The following is a 16,668-nucleotide window of genomic DNA, read 5'->3' as shown; positions in this document are numbered from 1 at the left end:
AGAATTCTAATAAAATTCAGAATATTGATTTCTTCATCCAACCTTTTTATAACCTACCACAGCCTCTATAAAAGCCTGTGCATTTTCTACCGGAACGTTTGGTAAAATGCCATGGCCTAAATTGGCGATATAGCCTGTTGTTCCAAATTCATCAATCATTTCTTTGACCATTCTCTGGATGGTATCTGGAGTGGAAAATAATCTAGAAGGATCAAAGTTTCCTTGAAGAGTAATGTTATTATGAGTCAATTTTCTAGCTGTTTTGGGAGAACAAGTCCAGTCAACTCCCAAAGCAGAAGCTTTGGATTGACTCATTTTTTCCAATGCATACCAACAACCTTTGGCAAAGACTGTAACAGGAGCTTTTTCAGCAACTGCATTGACGATTTGTTCGATGTATGGCCAGGAAAATTCATCATAATCCTTCGGTGAAAGCATCCCGCCCCAACTGTCAAATATCTGAATCACATCACAACCATATTCTACTTTTTTCAGTAAATAAGCAATCGTGGTATCTGTTATTTTTTGAAGCAATTCATGCGCCGCAATGGGATGTTGAAAACAGAAACTCTTTGCTGTGTCAAAAGCCTTGGATCCTTTTCCTTCTATACAATAACACAAAATCGTCCAGGGAGAACCCGCAAAACCAAACAAAGGAATTTCATTGTTCAATTCCTTTTTGGTGAGTTTTATGGCTTCAAAAACATAATGAAGCGTTTCTTCTACATCCGGAATTTGAATCGCTTTGATTTGTTCAGCAGTTCTGATGGGTTTTTCCAACCAAGGTCCTACATTGGGTTTCATCTCGAAATCCATGCCCATCGCTTGTGGAATTACCAAAATATCTGAAAATAAAATCGCTGCATCCAGCGGAAATCTTCTGATCGGTTGAACCGTAATTTCTGCAGCCAATTCTGGGGTTTGACATCTAGTGAAAAAATCATATTGTTCACGTAAGGAGATAAATTCAGGTAAATATCGACCTGCTTGACGCATCATCCATACCGGAGGTCTTTCTACTTCTTCTCTACGCAATGCCTTTAGCAATAAATCATTTTTCGGAGTCATAATATTGGTTTATTTTGTTTATCAGATCTTCTTTGGTAGGAATGTCTGAATTAATTATTTGATTATTAGTATAATTTTTCAATGCTGCTGTGGTCGTATTTCCAATGCTGAAAATAATGGATTTTTCGGCAGGCTGATTTTTGGAAAAAAAGGTTTTTACCGCTAAAGGACTAAAGAAAACCAGTGCATCAAAATTTCCTGTTTCAATGATTAAATCCTTTGGTGTAGATTCATAGCATATCATTTCATTGATCTGATGACCATTTGGAATTAAAATTTCAAATAAGGTGTCTCTGCGCGTGTTTCCACAAAAGAAATTCCAAATTTGAGGTTCATAATTTTGAACTATGTATTGTCCTAATTCTGATGCATAATGCTTAAAATGAACTACTTTAGAGTTGTTTTTTGTTAATTTTTTAGCAGTATTTTGTCCTACAACGAAAAATTCTCCTTCCAAATTCAAATTAGAAATTGCTTTCACAGCATTTTGACTGGAAATAATAAATCGATTGGAGTTAGGGTCTATTTTTGAAATAAAATGTTCAGATGATAAAGATTTAATTTCTAAAAATGGGACGATTTCAAATCCCAAATTTTCAGTCAAATTTTCTCTTAACCAAATGGTGTCAATTCCTTTTGTGAAAAGAACCTTTTTCAATTTTGGATCTGTTTTTTTATTTGTTGGATCAATTCTTTAGCACCTTTTTCTAAACATTTTTCAGCCAATTCTTTTCCTTTGTTTTCGAAATTTGATGTTGGAAAAACTTCATCAACTGATATTGTTTTCTGACCATCAAGAGATAAAATCGCACCTTTAAAAATAATTTTTTCATCCTGAATTTCAGCGTAAGCACCGATAGGAGCTGTACATCCACCTTCTAGCACATTTAAAAATTGTCTTTCTATATTGGCAGAAATTTTTGAATTTTCATCAGAAATTTCCGGCATTTCAAATCCGGATCGAGATGTGATTCCTACGATACCTTGAGATGGAGCAGGAATCATCCAATCGAGAATTTTAAATTTTAAATTTTTAGCCACTAGCTCATTCAGTATTTCACTTCTGTCTAAACCTGCATAGGCAAATATAGCCCCATCCCAATTGGATTCGACTAATTTCTGAATTCGAAGTTGAACATTTCCACGTAAATCAACAACTGAATCCTGAGGGTATTTTTGTAACCAAAATGAAGTTCTCCTCAAACTTCCGGTTGCGATGGTACGTTTTTCTTTTTGGAAGATATCATCTGATTTGTACACCAAAATATCATGAGGATTGCCTCTTTTCATGAACCCTGAAAGTTTTATTCCTTCAGGAAGAAGAGTTGGGACATCCTTTAAACTGTGTACTGCAATGTCGATTTGGTGATTGAGTAGCGCTATGTCTAGTGATCTCGTAAAAACGCCTGTAATACCGAGTTGATAAATGGGTTGTTTTAAATTTAGGTCTCCCTCAGAACTGATCGGAACGATTTCAGTTGGAATTTGAAATTCATTTAATTTTTTTTCAACCAAATGGGCTTGCCAAAGCGCCAATGGACTTTTTCTTGTACCAATCCTTATGGGTTTCATTCATTGATTTGTTTTAATCGAAAAATTTCTTCCATCATGGCGATAGTTTCCCCTGCATTTTCTCGATTTTCCAATAAATAGGAAGCGAACTGATTGGTCAAGTTTTGAACCAATTTTTCTGCAATTAATGTCTCCTTTCCGTTGATCTGTGGATTTTTTTTCTTTAAATTTTTGGTTTCAAATGCTTGTAAAAACTCAAGACGCTCCTTGAATGATTGAATAACGGGAACGTATTCACGCGTTTTTAACCATTCGTCAAATTCCGTTTTACAGGTTTCGATGATCTCTTGGGCAGCTGGTATAGCGTCTTTTCTAGATCCGATGGTGTCGTCCACCATTTTGGATAAGCCATCTACATTGATCAATTGAATGTTTTCTCTAGAACCCAAAGTATGCATCACATTTTCTGGAACAGAAAGGTCGATGATGGTCATTTCTTTATCATAAGGGATCATTTCTTCTGTAATAGTCGGGCTTTCAGCGCCTGTAGCGACAATTAAAATATCGGTTGATTTTAATTGATCGATCAATTCAGTATGATCTTTTACCAAGACATCGTATTTTTCCGTCATCAATTCTGCTTTTTCTCTGGATCGATTGATTAACGTAATATGGTCGTTTTGCGTATGTTTGATCAAATTGGTACAAGTGTTTCGACCAATTTTCCCTATTCCATACAACAATATATTTTTCTCCGAAACGGCTGGTTCGGTAGCCATAATATAGTGCACTGCAGCAAAAGAAACAGAAGCTGCGCCATTGCTTAGCGTAGTTTCGGTTTTGATTTTTTTACTGATTTGGATAGCTGTATTGATCAACCTTTCTAAAAAAGCTCCTGACGAACCTTGTTTTTTAAACCTTTTGAACCAAATTTTAATTTGGCTGATGATCTCAAAATCTCCTAAAATTTGGCTTTTTAATCCTGCTGCAACTTGAAATAAATGATGGATAGCTTCATCATTTTTTTTGATGGAAACCACTTCCTTCATTTCTTCCATGGTCCCTTTTGAGTGTTTGCAATAAAGTTCCATCATGGTTTCCGGATTCTCGGAAAAACCATAGAATTCTGAACGATTACAAGTGGAAACGATAAAAAAGTTGTCAATCCCGATTTCTTTTGCTTCACGCACAAAATCAGGAACAGATTCCGGGAAAAAAGTAAATTTACCACGTGTTTCTGCATCTGCTTTTTCATAGCTGACACCGATGGCAAAAAACGCTTTATCTGAATAGGGTTTTACTATCATATATTCAAAAACAAAAGTAAAGGGCTTTGGCTTTGGAAAATAACGCTAAAACAGTAAAAATACCTCTATCTGTCGAAATTTCTTTTTTTAGAATAATTCTAAACAAAAACCTAAAAATCCATGTTTAAATGTGTATTCATAAAAGAGTTTCGTAAATTTGGACGATTTTATGATGGATGTCATCTATGGAAAATAAATTGGAAAATACCCATAAAAGTAGGGTGAGTGAATATTGGCCGGATTCTGAAATGTACGTTGCCTATGTGGATAATAATACGGCATTTACAGACACATTGTCCCGTAAAATTGAAAAAAAATACATTCAATTTTATTTTTGTACCAAAGGTGGGATGACTTTTCATTTTAACAATGGCGGATATAACATAAGTTTAGCTGATGGTTCGAGTTTTTTGATGTACAACTCTAAAATGGAATTGCCATTGAACTTAAGTTTAAATGCTGATTCTAAGGTTTGTATGATTTTCGTTTCTGTAGAGAAATTGCATCATTTGTTTTCCAATCATAATATCAGAGCGGAATTTTTAAACAGTTCCAATTCCAACGAAAAATATTATAACCAACAAGCCTTTTCTACCACGGTTAGAATGGTTTTGAACCAAATCGAAAACCATAACCTTTCTACTCATTTTGAAAATTTATATGTACTTGGGAAAGTGTTTGAGTTATTTACGCTGTATTTTTCCGAGTCTGAAGCCAATCAAAAAGAAAATTGTCCTTTTCTTGACAATGAAAAAGATGCCAGAAAACTAAAAGAAGCAAAGGATATTTTATTGGACCGAATGGATAATCCGCCCATTTTAAAAGAACTTTCTGAGATTACCGGTCTTTCCGAATACAAATTGAAAGAAGGATTTAAACAAGTTTATGGAACGACGGTTTATGGATTTGTTTTAGACAAAAAGCTAGAATTTGCACGTGAGAAATTGGAGAATGGTGAGCTTCAGGTAAAAGAAATCGCTTTCGAAATCGGCTATGAAAATCCCTCACATTTTATCGCTGCGTTTAAAAAGAAATATGGAATCACCCCCAAACAATTTTCAAAACAAGTTTGAAAATCATTTTTTGTGGCCTTAGCAACCTTCATTAAAAGATAAAACGATTTCGTAGACCTTTCCATTTCTGAGATAAAAATAAAGAGCCGTTGCAGCATCATTATCGTTTAACTGAAAAACTCTTTCAGTAGTCGAATATTTTTCTGTATCGGGATTCCAGGCATTCCAAATCGACACATTGTAATTTTTATAAGCTTTCCATAAATCGTCTAAACTACTGCCAATTCCCAGTTTTGATAAGGTTCTGATGTTGGAGGATTTGGTTTTGATTTCATACAATTGTGTAGTATTTTGTCCATTTTCATCCGTATACTGCGTAAAACCCAATTCAATTTCTGAACCTTTTTGGTTAACGGTAGTTGTATATAACCAATCATCCAATTTTTTAGACAATTCTAATTTTTGCCCCACAGCTGTTTCAACTTCGGATAAGCTTGAATTGATCCTGATATCATTCATCCGCGTGGTTGAAATTTGTCCGTTTGTGTAGGAGATCCATAACAAACAGAAGAAAAGGAGATTTGCTTTCATTTGGATAAGTTTTATTTGTTTTGTGAAACAAATTTAATATTGCGTTTTAATCCCTCAAATTTCGTTCTTTTTACCGGAGATTTCTGAAAAATACTACGAAATACATCTTCCGTAATTTCTTCCCAATCCGATTTGGTGTATTGAAGGATTTCTTCTTTAGGACTAAATTTTTCTTGTTGCGTTGGAAGTGAAAATCGATTCCAAGGACAAACATCTTGGCAAACATCGCAACCAAAAATCCAATTTCCAAATTTTCCAGTCATTTCAGATGGAATTTCTTCTTTTAATTCTATGGTGAAATATGAAATGCACTTGCTTCCATCCACTTTTTTATTTGGAAGTATGGCTTCTGTAGGGCAGGAATCAATGCATCTGGTACAATTTCCGCAATGGTCGGTTTGAATAGGATCATCATATTCCAAGGCCAAATCGAGGATAATTTCTGCTAAAAAGAAAAAGGATCCTTTCTGTTTGGAAATGGTCAAACTATTTTTTCCAACCCATCCTATTCCTGCCTTTTTGGCCCAAGCATGCTCAAGAACCGGAGCTGAATCTACAAATGCCCGACCGTTAATTTCACCAAATTCTTCTTGAATAAAGGCCAAAAGTTCTTTCAGTTTTTCTTTTACAATGAAATGATAATCAACGCCATACGCATATTTGGCGATTTTGTAAGTTTCGTTTGTTTGGGTTTTTTCCGGGAAATAATTATAAGTCAATGAAATGACAGACTTCGCATTTTCAACCAAAAGTCTTGGATCCAAACGCATATCAAAATGATTTTCCATATACGCCATTTTTCCGTGAAGGTTTTGTTTTAACCAACTTTCCAGTCGTGGCGCTTCTTCCTCTAGAAATTCTGCTTCTGCAATTCCACAAGCATTGAAACCCAGCTCCATAGCGCGCTTTTTGATGCGTTCTGCAGGACCTGTTTTGCGCTGATATGTTGTTAAAAATTCCACAAAATTGTCTTATAACTATGCAAATTTAGAAATATATAGAAAATGAATTTCGTTATAGGACTAAATCAGTTGTAAAAAGATTTGAATACCAAATTGATTTTGCAATTTAAATTTAGTAAAATAAAAGCCCATAATGGGCATTTGGTAGGGCAAAGTTCTATCCCTCCGAAATAATTATGTAACTGAACCTCAGGTTCTTGAAAAAAATAAATAGATGAAAAAATTCAGAGCAATGATTTTACCGATGCTTCTTTTGGGATTTCTATCGGTATCTTGTAACAACGATGATGATTCCTCCAGTGGAAATGATGATTTGATCGTAGGGACTTGGAAAGTTTCAAATGCGTGGATAGGAGAAGAAAGTATTTATGATCAACTTTTACAAACCAATTTCTGTGCGATGCAGAATTTGTACAATTTCATGAACGATAATTCTTTGGAAATTGACACTTTTGAAGAAGGGATTACGCCTGAAAATTGTGTGATCGGCGTGACCCAAACCGGTACTTGGACTAAAACCGATGATGTTTATTCGGTGACTTTTGATGAATCTGGCGAAACCAGTAGCTCAACCGTAACTTTTCAAAACGACAATACTTTTACGACCCAAACAATTTTTCAAGGGCAAAGTGTATTGCTGGAATTTACAAGACAATAAGTTGTTTTAATCCAAATTCTGTAATTGGATTAATTTAGAGTAGACTCCATTTCTATTCATGAGTTCGGTGTGTGTGCCGGACTCTTTTATTTTACCTTCTTCCATCACGATGATTTTATCTGCACTTACGATGGTCGAAAGCCGGTGCGCAATGACGATAGAAGTCCGATTGTGCATCATATTTTCAAGCGCATCTTGAACCAGTTTCTCTGACTGTGTATCCAGAGCAGAAGTCGCTTCGTCCAGAACCATGATCGGTGGATTTTTATAAACGGCTCTTGAAATGCTCAATCTTTGTTTTTGGCCACCGGAGAGTTTTCCGCCTCCTTCACCGACCGATTCTTCAAATTTTGATGGTAATTTTTCTATGAATTCAAGTGCATTTCCGATTTGTGTTGCCGATTTAACCTTTTCCAAAGAAGGATTTTCATCACCCAAAGCGATATTGTTAAAAACAGTGTCATTGAAAAGTATGCTGTCCTGGGTCACCAATCCAAATAATTTTCTGTAACTTTTTAATTGGATATTTTTGATGTTGATGCCGTCGATGAGGATTTCGCCATCTCTTACATCATAAAATCGGGTGATCAAATTGGCGATAGTTGATTTCCCACTTCCGGAATGCCCCACCAATGCTACACTTTCTCCTTTTTTTATCGTCAAATTGAAATCTTGAATGATATTTTTTTCAGCATAGCCAAATGATACGTTTTTGAATTCGATTTTGTCTTTGAATTCATTTAACTCCACGGCATGTTCGTCATCCTTGATCAACACTCTTGTGTCCAAAAGCTCAAATATTCTTTCCGCAGAAACTTGACCTTTCTGAATGTCAGAAAGCGAACGAGAAAACCTTTTGATAGGATCGAGCAATGTGTAAAAAATTCCGATGTAGAAGATGAATTCAGATCCCTTTAATCCATTTCCTTCCAAACTCAATTTACCACCAAAAAACACGATCATCCCAATCGTAATCGCACCGAGAAATTCGCTTGTAGGCGAAGCCAATGCGCGTTTTTTCATGACCTTTTGGAGCAATTTTCTGTAGCGGTTGATGGAAGCGTCAAATCGGTTGGTGATTTGGTTTTCTGCATTGAAAATTTTGATGATTTTTAAAGAATTCAAGGTTTCATCTACATAAGACATGATGTTTCCCAATTCGACTTGGGCTTTTCCGGCATCTCTTTTTAGGCTTTTCCCAATCAAAGAAATGATCGTTCCCATGATCGGAAAAACCAATAATGCAAATAAAGTCAATTGGTAACTCATTAAAAATAATGAAGTGACAAATACGATGATCATGATTGGGCTTCTGATGATTTCCACTAAACCATTTAAGATATTTCCCTCAACTTCACCTACGTCACTCGAAATTCTGACCAGCATATCACCTTTTTTCTTTTCTGTAAAATAAGAAACCGGTAGCGCCAAAATTTTATTATGTATATCTACTCGGAAATCTCTAGAAACGCCAGAACGTAAGTCGATTAAAAAGAATTCCGATAAATAACTAAATATATTTCGAAAGAAAAACAAAATGATAAAAGCGATACAAGAAATCAATAGAACTTGAATAGGTCCGCTTTCCATTGCGATTTGGCTCATGCTGTAAGCAGAATAGTCTGATGCGTAATCTTTCAATTCAAGCAAATTGCCTGAATAAATTGGTTTTTCCGTAATAGGTTTAGATTTCTCGTCAAATAAAATATTGAGAATCGGCATCATAAAAGCCAATGCCAGCACATTAAAAATCGCATAGAGAAAATTGCAGATGATGGCAATGAAAAAAGAAGACCGATAAGGTTTTGTATATTGAATTGCTCTTTTTAACAAGCTCATTGAAAGTCAAATTTGAGCAAAGGTACTAATTGTAAAAAGTAAAAAGTAAAAAGTCATCAGTATTTCACTTGATGACTATTAAGATTTTGGAAAAACCTGAAACCTGAAACTTTAAACTTTAAACTATATGAAGTAAATTTGCAGTATGATGAAAATCGGAATTTTAGGCGGAGGACAATTGGGATATATGTTTTTGCAAAATGCTTTGCGATATCCTTATGAAATTCATGTGTTGGATCCTTCTGTAAATGCGCCTTGTGCCAAACATGCGCATCATTTTGTTCAGGGTGATTTTGCAGATTTTGAAACCGTTTTAGCGTTCGGAAAAGATTTGGATGCAATCGGGATTGAGATAGAACACGTTAATGTGGATGCGCTTCGCGAATTAAAAAAAAGAGGAAAACGAATCGTTCCTGATCCGGAAGCTTTGGCGATCATTCAAGACAAATCCATCCAAAAACAATTTTATGTAGATCATCAGATTCCGACTGCACCTTATTTCGTATTGGAAGATTGGAAAGAATTGATCTGTGTCGTTACGGAATTTCCGCTTTTTCAAAAAGCCAATAAAGGCGGATATGACGGAAAAGGCGTTCAATATTTGAATTCCAGAAACGAAATCGAAAAAATCCTAAGGGTTCCTTCGATTTATGAAACGCCCGCCGATTTAGAAAAGGAGATTGCGGTGGTTGTGGTAGCGGATGATCAAGGCAATCTGGTGAATTATCCGGTAGTGGAATTGGTTTTTAATCAAGAATACAATTTGCTGGATTATTTGTTGGTTCCCGGAAATTTATCGGAAACGCATGCGATAGAAGCAGAGAAAATAGCGAGAAAGGTAGTTGCCAATTTAAATTCGCCCGGCGTTTTTGCCGTAGAAATGTTTTTGAATAAAAACGGAACGATTTGGGTAAATGAAACAGCGTCGAGGGTTCATAACAGTGGACATTCGACCATTGAAGCAGCAAAAAGTTCGCAGTTTGATCAGATGTTACGCGTTTTAGCAGGATTGCCATTGGGAAGTACAGATTTATATGCAACTTCGGCGATGGTCAATCTGATCGGAGCAGAGGGAGAAACTGGAAAAGCTCAGGTCGAAAATTTAGAAGAAATGTTGGAGATTCCGGGTATTTACCTGCATTGGTACGCAAAGGAAGAAACACGTCCAGGTAGAAAAATGGGTCATGTAACTTTGGTAGATGCTGATTTGGAACGGTTAAAGTCCAATATAGAAAAAGTAAATCAAACCGTAAAGGTTACTGCGAAAGTTTAGTTAATTTGAAAATGAACTATATTTTGCTTTATAATTATATTGATACTTTGAAAATGAGACTTGAAACATTAAACTTGAAACAAAAATTATGGTAGGAATTATCATGGGCAGCGATAGTGATTTGCCGATCATGAAACAAGCAGCTGAAATTTTAGATGAATTCGGGGTCGAATATGAATTGACCATCGTCTCTGCTCACCGAACTCCAGAAAGGATGGTAGAATATGCTCAATCGGCTAGGAGTCGAGGTTTGAAAATCATCATTGCCGGAGCCGGAGGAGCTGCGCATTTGCCAGGGATGGTTGCTTCTTTGACCTCATTGCCTGTTATCGGTGTTCCAATTAAATCTTCCAATTCTATTGATGGTTGGGATTCTATTCTTTCCATTTTACAAATGCCCAATGGCATTCCAGTAGCAACCGTTGCGCTGAATGCTGCTAAAAATGCAGGTATTATGGCTGCGAGGATGATTGGAGCTTTTGAAGACGAAATTGCAAAACGTGTAGGGATTTACCAAGTGAATTTAAAAAAGGCAGTAGAAGAAAAGATAGATTTGGTCAAAAAGGATTTCCCCAATTCTTTTGATAAGCAATAAGTTTAAAGCCTCAATTATTAAAATTGTGGTTTTTTTTGAATTTAGAATTAGATAATGTTGGATTAAATTTTCTTTAAAACAGCTTGTTTAATTTTGAACAAATTAAATCGAGGAAATGACTTGGGTTTGCGCCATCTTAATTTTTATTCAATTGATCAGGAAACTTAAAATTGAAAAAAAGAAAACGGTATAGAATGAAAGTTCCGATGTAAATACAAATTTCATCCACTTCGTATTCTTTTCCAAGTGAAATCATAGGCTTCTTAATTGTTCGGGCGATTTCAATTATTCTTCTGATAATTTTTGTCGCAGAGACTTTCAAATACCGAGACAGACTTCTGATGCCTAGACCTTCTTTGGTTAATGAGATGATTTGTTGGTTTAATTCGGACTGATATGCGTTGGATTTATAATTTTCTACTCTTGACTTTTTACAAGTTTTGCAAATGAACCTTTGTTTGCCGTAAGATGTTTTTCCATTTTTAACCATAGAATTATTTCCATCAACAGATTTGATGCACCTTATTGTAATCGAAGCCATTTTAGTAGATTTAAGACTTCCAATAATAGAAAAACAACCCGAAGGTTGTCTCTCATTCTGTATTTTAAAAATTTTAAATTATTGATAATCAGATTTCAGGTTTAATAAAAGTATTAAATCAACATATTTGATACAGCGCCATCTTTCAGATTAACAATGAATTTCACCCAAAAAGAAAAAGGACAAACAATCAATTTGATCATTTGTCCTGTTTGGTAGCCCGTAGGGGAATCGAACCCCTCTTGCCAGAATGAAAATCTGAAGTCCTAACCGATAGACGAACGGGCCAACTTTTATATTAAGCCAAAGCCGCGATGTGCTTAGCCAATTTGCTCTTTAAGTTAGACGCTTTATTCTTGTGAATGATATTGCGTTTCGCTAATTTGTCAATCTGAGATGAAACTTTTGGAAATTGTTCCTCAGCAGCTGACTTTTCAGTTTCAGCACGCAAATTTTTGATTGCAGTACGAGCTGATTTGTGATAGTAACGATTACGATCTCTCTTTACTGCGTTTTGTCTAATTCTCTTTAATGCTGACTTATGATTTGCCATAAAATTTAATTCTTTGTGAAATCTGAAATTTCTTTGTTTCTAGTTCATCAGTGTTTGACTGAATGAGAGCGCAAAATTAGAACAAATTTTGATATCTGCAATAGTTTATCAAAAAAAAATTTAAAAGTTTTCATATTTTCCTACTCAGTTAATTTATACTTTTGCATTTCAAATAAAATTTAAACAATGAAATTATTGAAATTTAACAATTTACTCTTTTTTGTTGCCTTTTCTACCGTTGCTTGCGCGCAAGTGCCATCTGGTTATTATGATGATGCAGATGGACTTGAAGGTTATGCTTTAAAAACCGCATTGAAAAATATCATCGATGGACACACTGTGCTTTCCTATGGTAGTTTGGATAGTAAATACAGCCAAACCGATAAGGACCTTTATTTTGAAAATGACGGAAGTTTGTTGGATGTTTATTCGGAAAGACCTTCTGAGGCAGATGCTTATAACTATGGTTTCGGAGAAGGTGATCAATGCGGAAATTATAACAGTGAAGCAGATTGCTGGAACAAAGAACATATCTTTCCTCAAGGATTTTTTAATGAACAATTGCCCATGCGTACCGATTTGCACCAAGTTTTACCAACTGATGGTTATGTAAATGGTATGAGAAGCAATTATCCATTTGGTGAAGTGGGTACTGCTTCTTGGACTTCTACCAATGGCTCTAAAAGAGGGAATTCTGCAAGTCCCGGACATACCGGAGTTGTATTTGAGCCGATCGATGAGTTCAAAGGGGATATCGCCCGTATTTTGTTTTATTTCGCAACGCGATATGAAAATGAAGTAACTTCTAGCTCTTGGGACAATCCTAATTCAGATTCAAATAATCCGTTGAATGGTACCAATGATCAGGTTTATGAAGATTGGTTTGTGGCTGTTTTATTGAATTGGCACAATCAAGATCCTGTAAGTCAGAAAGAAATAGACCGAAATAATGCGGTGTATAATATCCAACATAACCGAAATCCATTTGTAGATCATCCGGAATGGGTAAATGAGATTTGGGGAGAAGGAATGAGTGTTGCTGACGTAAATACGGATGTGAAAGTTGAGGTTTATCCCAATCCTGTAAAAAATATGTTGAATTTGAAAGCGGAAAAAAATATTGAGAAAGTGGAGATTTTTTCAGTTTCAGGAGCAAAAGTTCAAACCGGAAAACCAAATTCAAAAGATGTTGAAATCAACGTAGGTCATTTAGCCAAAGGTGCTTATTTGTTGAAATTGACGGTCGATGGAAATCAAACTTCAGAGAAATTTATCAAGCAATAAATTCAAATAGATAAAATGCAAAAGTTCCCTTTGAAATATCATCGGGAACTTTTTTTGTAATTCAATAAAAAGTAATCTGCTGTTTTTCTTACAATCGAACTTTAAATCCGCCCAAAACATTGATACCGGCTTGAGGATAATAATAGGGCCCTTCATAGTAAAATCCATTGCTTTCATATTCCACATCAAATAAATTATTGACCAAAACTGAAAATTCTAGGTTTTTCAGATTGAACCAATTCGGTGCATAACGTACAACTACATCGGTCAGGAAATAACTGTCCAATTTCCCATCTTCCAATTCTGTATTGGTCATGAATTGTTCACCGACATATTTGTTGACAACATTGAGCGATAAAGCTTTAACCGGTCTGTATTCCACGCCGAAAGAACCGATCCAGTCAGGAGAAAAGGAGATGTCCATATCACCATATTCTTGGATCTCTTCGTTCCAATCCGCATCATATCCGATTTCTTTATGATCCAAAATTTTATTGGTACTCCAAGTAAGATTTCCGAAAACCGACAATTTCTGTGGTAAGATACCATAATTTGCACTTAGCTCAATTCCGGCGCGATAGCTTTCTCCGGCATTTTTACGGATATATTCGCCCACATCATTGAGTTCTCCGGTTGAAACGAGTTGGTCGATGTAATACATGTAAAAAGCATTGGCAGTGAAATTGAATCTCCCCGATTTTTTATAACCCAATTCAAAATCATGCAATTTTTCTTGTTTCGGCGCATTTCCATTGTTGATGAAATCAGGATTGTCCATATAATCTGAACGATTCGGCTCACGGTGGGTCATGCCATAATAGAAATAGAAAACGTCTTTTTGCGATGCGAAATAATTCAAACCGGCTTTAGGATTGATGAAATGGAAATCATCTTCAAAAGGTCTGAAATCTTCTTCTCCACTTTCACCACCCGGAACTAATGCTGCTTTATAGTCCACAAATCGGTATTGGATATCTCCAAAAAACTCAAAATTATTGACTTTGTAAAGTGCTTTTGCATAAGCAGATACGTCGTTTTTGGTGGATTCGTTTCGGTAGTATTCCTGATTGGTGTTTTGGTTGTCAAAATCTTTCACCCAAATGATTTTCCCGAAATGATCATTGACATATTGCGCAGCAGATACACCGGTCACCAAACTTAAATTCCCCAAATTTTGATTTTCTAAATTGAAATTTAAACCATAAAAATGATTGTCCAGCCATTTTTGACGCACCACATCTGTTCCTTCGATCTCACTGTCAAAACCAAAATCAGCTAGATTTTCGCCTTGTTTGTAATTTTCGTAGTAACCCTTTCCTCTGGTATAGAAAAGTGTAGCATTACTTTTCCAACCTTTTCCATAACGCTGATCCCAAACCAAATGATTATGGTGTTGTTGGTAGTTATCTACTTCATTATCATAATAATCTACGATGTTTCCGTCCGCATCATAAATGGCGCCGGCTGAATTAAAAGTACGGTTGACTTTCATCGTTTCCGCATCGATTCCATTCCAAGCTTGATAGGTTTCTTGTTTCCCAAAAAAGGTCCAATAGCGGAAGCTGGTTTTTTCATTCAAATCATATTTGGCATTCATTCCATAGGAGTGCATGTTACTGGATGCACGATCGATGTAGCCGTCTGATTTGATTAAAGATGCGTTTAGGTCAATTCTCAATTTCCCGTCTAGAATAGCACCGGTTCCTCCCTGAAGCGAATATTTTTGCGTAGCAAAACTTCCCCAAGAATTGGCTGATTCCAGGAACATTTCTCTTGAAGGCTGTGTCGCATCGATGTTGACAATCGCCCCAAAAGCGCCGGTTCCGGAAGTGGAAGTTCCCACTCCACGCTGAATGGTAATGGAATTGGTGGAGGAAACCAAATCGGGCATGTTTACCCAAAAAACGCCTTGAGATTCGCCATCATTGATCGGAACACCGTTGAGTGTGATGTTGATGTGATCCTGTTCTATCCCACGAATTCTTAAAGAAGAATATCCGATTCCGGCACCGGCATCAGTCGTGGTGACAACTGAAGTGGCGTTCCCGATGAGTGTCGGAATGTCTTGACCTAAATTTCTTTCGTTTAATTTTTGATTGCTGATCTTTTCCGAAGTCACCGGAAGTCGTTGGACGATGTTGGCATAATCAAGCTCAATTACCTTACTGTCATTGGATTGGATCGAATCCTGAACTTGACCAAAAGCCAAAGTTCCGCTCGCAAGAGCGCATAAAAAAATCCTACTTTTCATTTTTAATAAATTCTTAAATGAAAGGTGGATTTACCCTAGATGGAAGATATTTTTTATTTCAGAAATAACAATGAAATCTTCTCAATTTCCCTTGGCAGCATTACCCGCCCAGGTTCTTTGGGTATAATCTCAGCCATTTCAAACGAGTTGAAAAAGCACCCCTTTCTGGTTATTTTGCGGCAAAGGTAGAGCTTTTGCTTGTTTCACAAAGGATTTTAGCTTTATAATTTGGTGGCTGTGGCGCCAAAATTGGTATTGATCTGAAAATCACGTACTAAATTAGGGTCTTTTACTGCATCATTTGGAACTGTAGTTTCCAAAATGGAAATTGGAAATGGAACAGTGACATTATTGTACCCATTTGGGATTGGTGTTAAAATGAGTTTCGCACCACGCACGTCAACCGGAAAAAAGCCTTCAGGAAATGAACCGGCATTAGCACTGGGCAATTGTAAAAAATCCTCACCGGAGAAATCAGGAATGTTTGAAGCATAAGCTGACGGAATGAAAATTCGGGAATTATCACCTATCGTATCATTTTCTATCACACCCATATTTAAATCATATTCCAAACCATCACTTCCGGTTTTGGTTAGCCAAGCTTGGTAATCGATGTCTCCATATTCCAATTGGATCGTTGTTTCCATCGTATCATCAGTTCCTTTAAAAAACCAAATACCATTTACGCCATAATTGCCCTGATCTTCCGAAGGAACAGAAGCGTTTTGCACGGTATAAGATGCGGAAATGCGTTTGGCTAATCCCATTACACCATTTGAAACTTGAGCATCTGAAGTTAAAGTGGCTGAATTTCCATTAAAATCACCCAAAATTAAAACATAATTGGAGGGCGCAGCAGATCCACTGGCTTCTACAGTTATCGCAAAAGATTGGGCAGTCGCCAAATCCGTTACTTCAATTTCGTCAAATCTTGCCCGATTGTTTTGTATGGAATCATTGGTGATTTGACCTACAGAAACATAACTTCCATCCACCAAAAGCCATCCTTCATAATGATAATTCTCCGGTAATTCCGGCAAATTAAAATCGGTCACCTCCATTCTTCCTGTTTCATCCAGCACTTCTGTTTCACTACAATTGTAGAAAAACAAACTCACACTCAGGATCAGCATTATTTTTTTCATCGGATTTTGTTTACGCATCAAAAATAAAAAAAATCTCCTTCGTATTGGTGGAAAGAGATTTTTGAATTGGAAAAAG

16 protein-coding genes and 1 tRNA gene are annotated in these 16,668 nt (G+C 36.2%); 5 read left to right on the top strand and 12 right to left on the bottom strand.

Going from position 1 to position 16,668, the window contains the following annotated elements; genetic code table 11:
- Positions 1-33: 33 nt before the first annotated feature.
- Genes hemE through hemA form a run of 4 tightly spaced genes read right to left on the bottom strand, consistent with a single transcriptional unit; the run spans position 34 to position 3,887 of the window.
- Entirely contained in the window at positions 34-1,068 is a 1,035-nt protein-coding gene (gene hemE, locus HU137_RS02035; RefSeq protein WP_182042140.1) for a uroporphyrinogen decarboxylase, read from the bottom strand.
- The gene (locus HU137_RS02030; protein ID WP_182042139.1) at positions 1,052-1,726 is read right to left on the bottom strand and encodes a uroporphyrinogen-III synthase; all 675 of its coding nucleotides are present in this window, start codon (positions 1,724-1,726) and stop codon (positions 1,052-1,054) included. The genes hemE and HU137_RS02030 overlap by 17 nt, the downstream gene beginning before the upstream one ends.
- Entirely contained in the window at positions 1,723-2,640 is a 918-nt protein-coding gene (hemC, locus tag HU137_RS02025) for a hydroxymethylbilane synthase (protein WP_182042138.1), read from the bottom strand. Before hemC ends, HU137_RS02030 begins: the two co-directional genes overlap by 4 nt.
- Positions 2,637-3,887: a glutamyl-tRNA reductase gene (gene hemA / locus HU137_RS02020; protein ID WP_182042137.1), complete on the bottom strand. Its 1,251-nt coding sequence runs from the start codon at positions 3,885-3,887 to the stop codon at positions 2,637-2,639. Before hemA ends, hemC begins: the two co-directional genes overlap by 4 nt.
- Positions 3,888-4,072: 185 nt before the next feature.
- Here hemA and HU137_RS02015 point away from each other — a divergent pair, with 185 nt between their 5' ends.
- Positions 4,073-4,960 (top strand): helix-turn-helix domain-containing protein, encoded by an 888-nt coding sequence (locus HU137_RS02015; protein WP_182042136.1) that lies wholly within the window; start codon positions 4,073-4,075, stop codon positions 4,958-4,960.
- 18 nt (positions 4,961-4,978) lie between these two features.
- Here the strand turns inward: HU137_RS02015 and HU137_RS02010 are convergent, their stop codons facing one another.
- Both HU137_RS02010 and queG read right to left on the bottom strand, forming a co-directional pair.
- Positions 4,979-5,491, bottom strand: a complete 513-nt coding sequence (locus HU137_RS02010; RefSeq protein ID WP_182042135.1) for a hypothetical protein — start codon at positions 5,489-5,491, stop codon at positions 4,979-4,981.
- Between the two features lie 11 nt (positions 5,492-5,502).
- Positions 5,503-6,453, bottom strand: a complete 951-nt coding sequence (gene queG / locus HU137_RS02005) for a tRNA epoxyqueuosine(34) reductase QueG (protein ID WP_394367596.1) — start codon at positions 6,451-6,453, stop codon at positions 5,503-5,505.
- 214 nt (positions 6,454-6,667) lie between these two features.
- On the opposite strand from queG, the gene HU137_RS02000 reads away from it, so the two are divergent.
- Positions 6,668-7,111, top strand: a complete 444-nt coding sequence (locus HU137_RS02000) for a hypothetical protein (protein WP_182042134.1) — start codon at positions 6,668-6,670, stop codon at positions 7,109-7,111.
- Between the two features lie 6 nt (positions 7,112-7,117).
- On the opposite strand, the gene HU137_RS01995 is transcribed toward HU137_RS02000, so the two are convergent.
- Complete coding sequence (locus HU137_RS01995) at positions 7,118-8,950, bottom strand: ABC transporter ATP-binding protein (RefSeq protein WP_182042133.1); 1,833 nt, start codon at positions 8,948-8,950, stop codon at positions 7,118-7,120.
- A gap of 145 nt (positions 8,951-9,095) precedes the next feature.
- Between HU137_RS01995 and HU137_RS01990 the strand changes: the two genes are divergently transcribed.
- Both HU137_RS01990 and purE read left to right on the top strand, forming a co-directional pair.
- Complete coding sequence (locus tag HU137_RS01990) at positions 9,096-10,223, top strand: 5-(carboxyamino)imidazole ribonucleotide synthase (protein WP_182042132.1); 1,128 nt, start codon at positions 9,096-9,098, stop codon at positions 10,221-10,223.
- An 88-nt stretch (positions 10,224-10,311) separates the two neighbouring features.
- On the top strand, positions 10,312-10,818 hold the full coding sequence (purE, locus tag HU137_RS01985; protein WP_182042131.1) for a 5-(carboxyamino)imidazole ribonucleotide mutase: 507 nt from the start codon (positions 10,312-10,314) through the stop codon (positions 10,816-10,818).
- 136 nt (positions 10,819-10,954) lie between these two features.
- Here the strand turns inward: purE and HU137_RS01980 are convergent, their stop codons facing one another.
- The 3 genes from HU137_RS01980 to rpsT all read right to left on the bottom strand — a co-directional run bounded on the left by HU137_RS01980 (position 10,955) and on the right by rpsT (position 11,912).
- Positions 10,955-11,359 carry an IS1 family transposase gene (locus HU137_RS01980; protein WP_182042130.1) on the bottom strand — a complete coding sequence of 135 codons (405 nt, stop codon included), beginning with the start codon at positions 11,357-11,359 and terminating at the stop codon, positions 10,955-10,957.
- Positions 11,360-11,572: 213 nt separating this feature from the next.
- A tRNA-Glu gene (locus tag HU137_RS01975) sits at positions 11,573-11,647 on the bottom strand.
- 10 nt (positions 11,648-11,657) lie between these two features.
- Positions 11,658-11,912, bottom strand: a complete 255-nt coding sequence (gene rpsT / locus HU137_RS01970) for a 30S ribosomal protein S20 (protein ID WP_182042129.1) — start codon at positions 11,910-11,912, stop codon at positions 11,658-11,660.
- 186 nt (positions 11,913-12,098) lie between these two features.
- Between rpsT and HU137_RS01965 the strand changes: the two genes are divergently transcribed.
- Positions 12,099-13,196 (top strand): endonuclease, encoded by a 1,098-nt coding sequence (locus HU137_RS01965; protein WP_182042128.1) that lies wholly within the window; start codon positions 12,099-12,101, stop codon positions 13,194-13,196.
- An 88-nt stretch (positions 13,197-13,284) separates the two neighbouring features.
- Here the strand turns inward: HU137_RS01965 and HU137_RS01960 are convergent, their stop codons facing one another.
- Positions 13,285-15,447, bottom strand: coding sequence for a TonB-dependent receptor (locus tag HU137_RS01960; protein WP_182042127.1), 2,163 nt, complete (start codon positions 15,445-15,447; stop codon positions 13,285-13,287).
- Between the two features lie 221 nt (positions 15,448-15,668).
- A complete protein-coding gene (locus HU137_RS01955; RefSeq protein WP_182042126.1) occupies positions 15,669-16,592 on the bottom strand; it encodes an anti-sigma factor in 924 nt (307 codons plus the stop codon).
- Between the last annotated feature and the right edge of the window lie 76 nt (positions 16,593-16,668).

The organism is Moheibacter lacus, assembly GCF_014042165.1.
Lineage (GTDB): Bacteria > Bacteroidota > Bacteroidia > Flavobacteriales > Weeksellaceae > Moheibacter > Moheibacter lacus.
The sequence above is the reverse complement of the archived record's forward strand: the minus strand, read 5'-3'. Positions and strand labels throughout refer to the sequence as shown.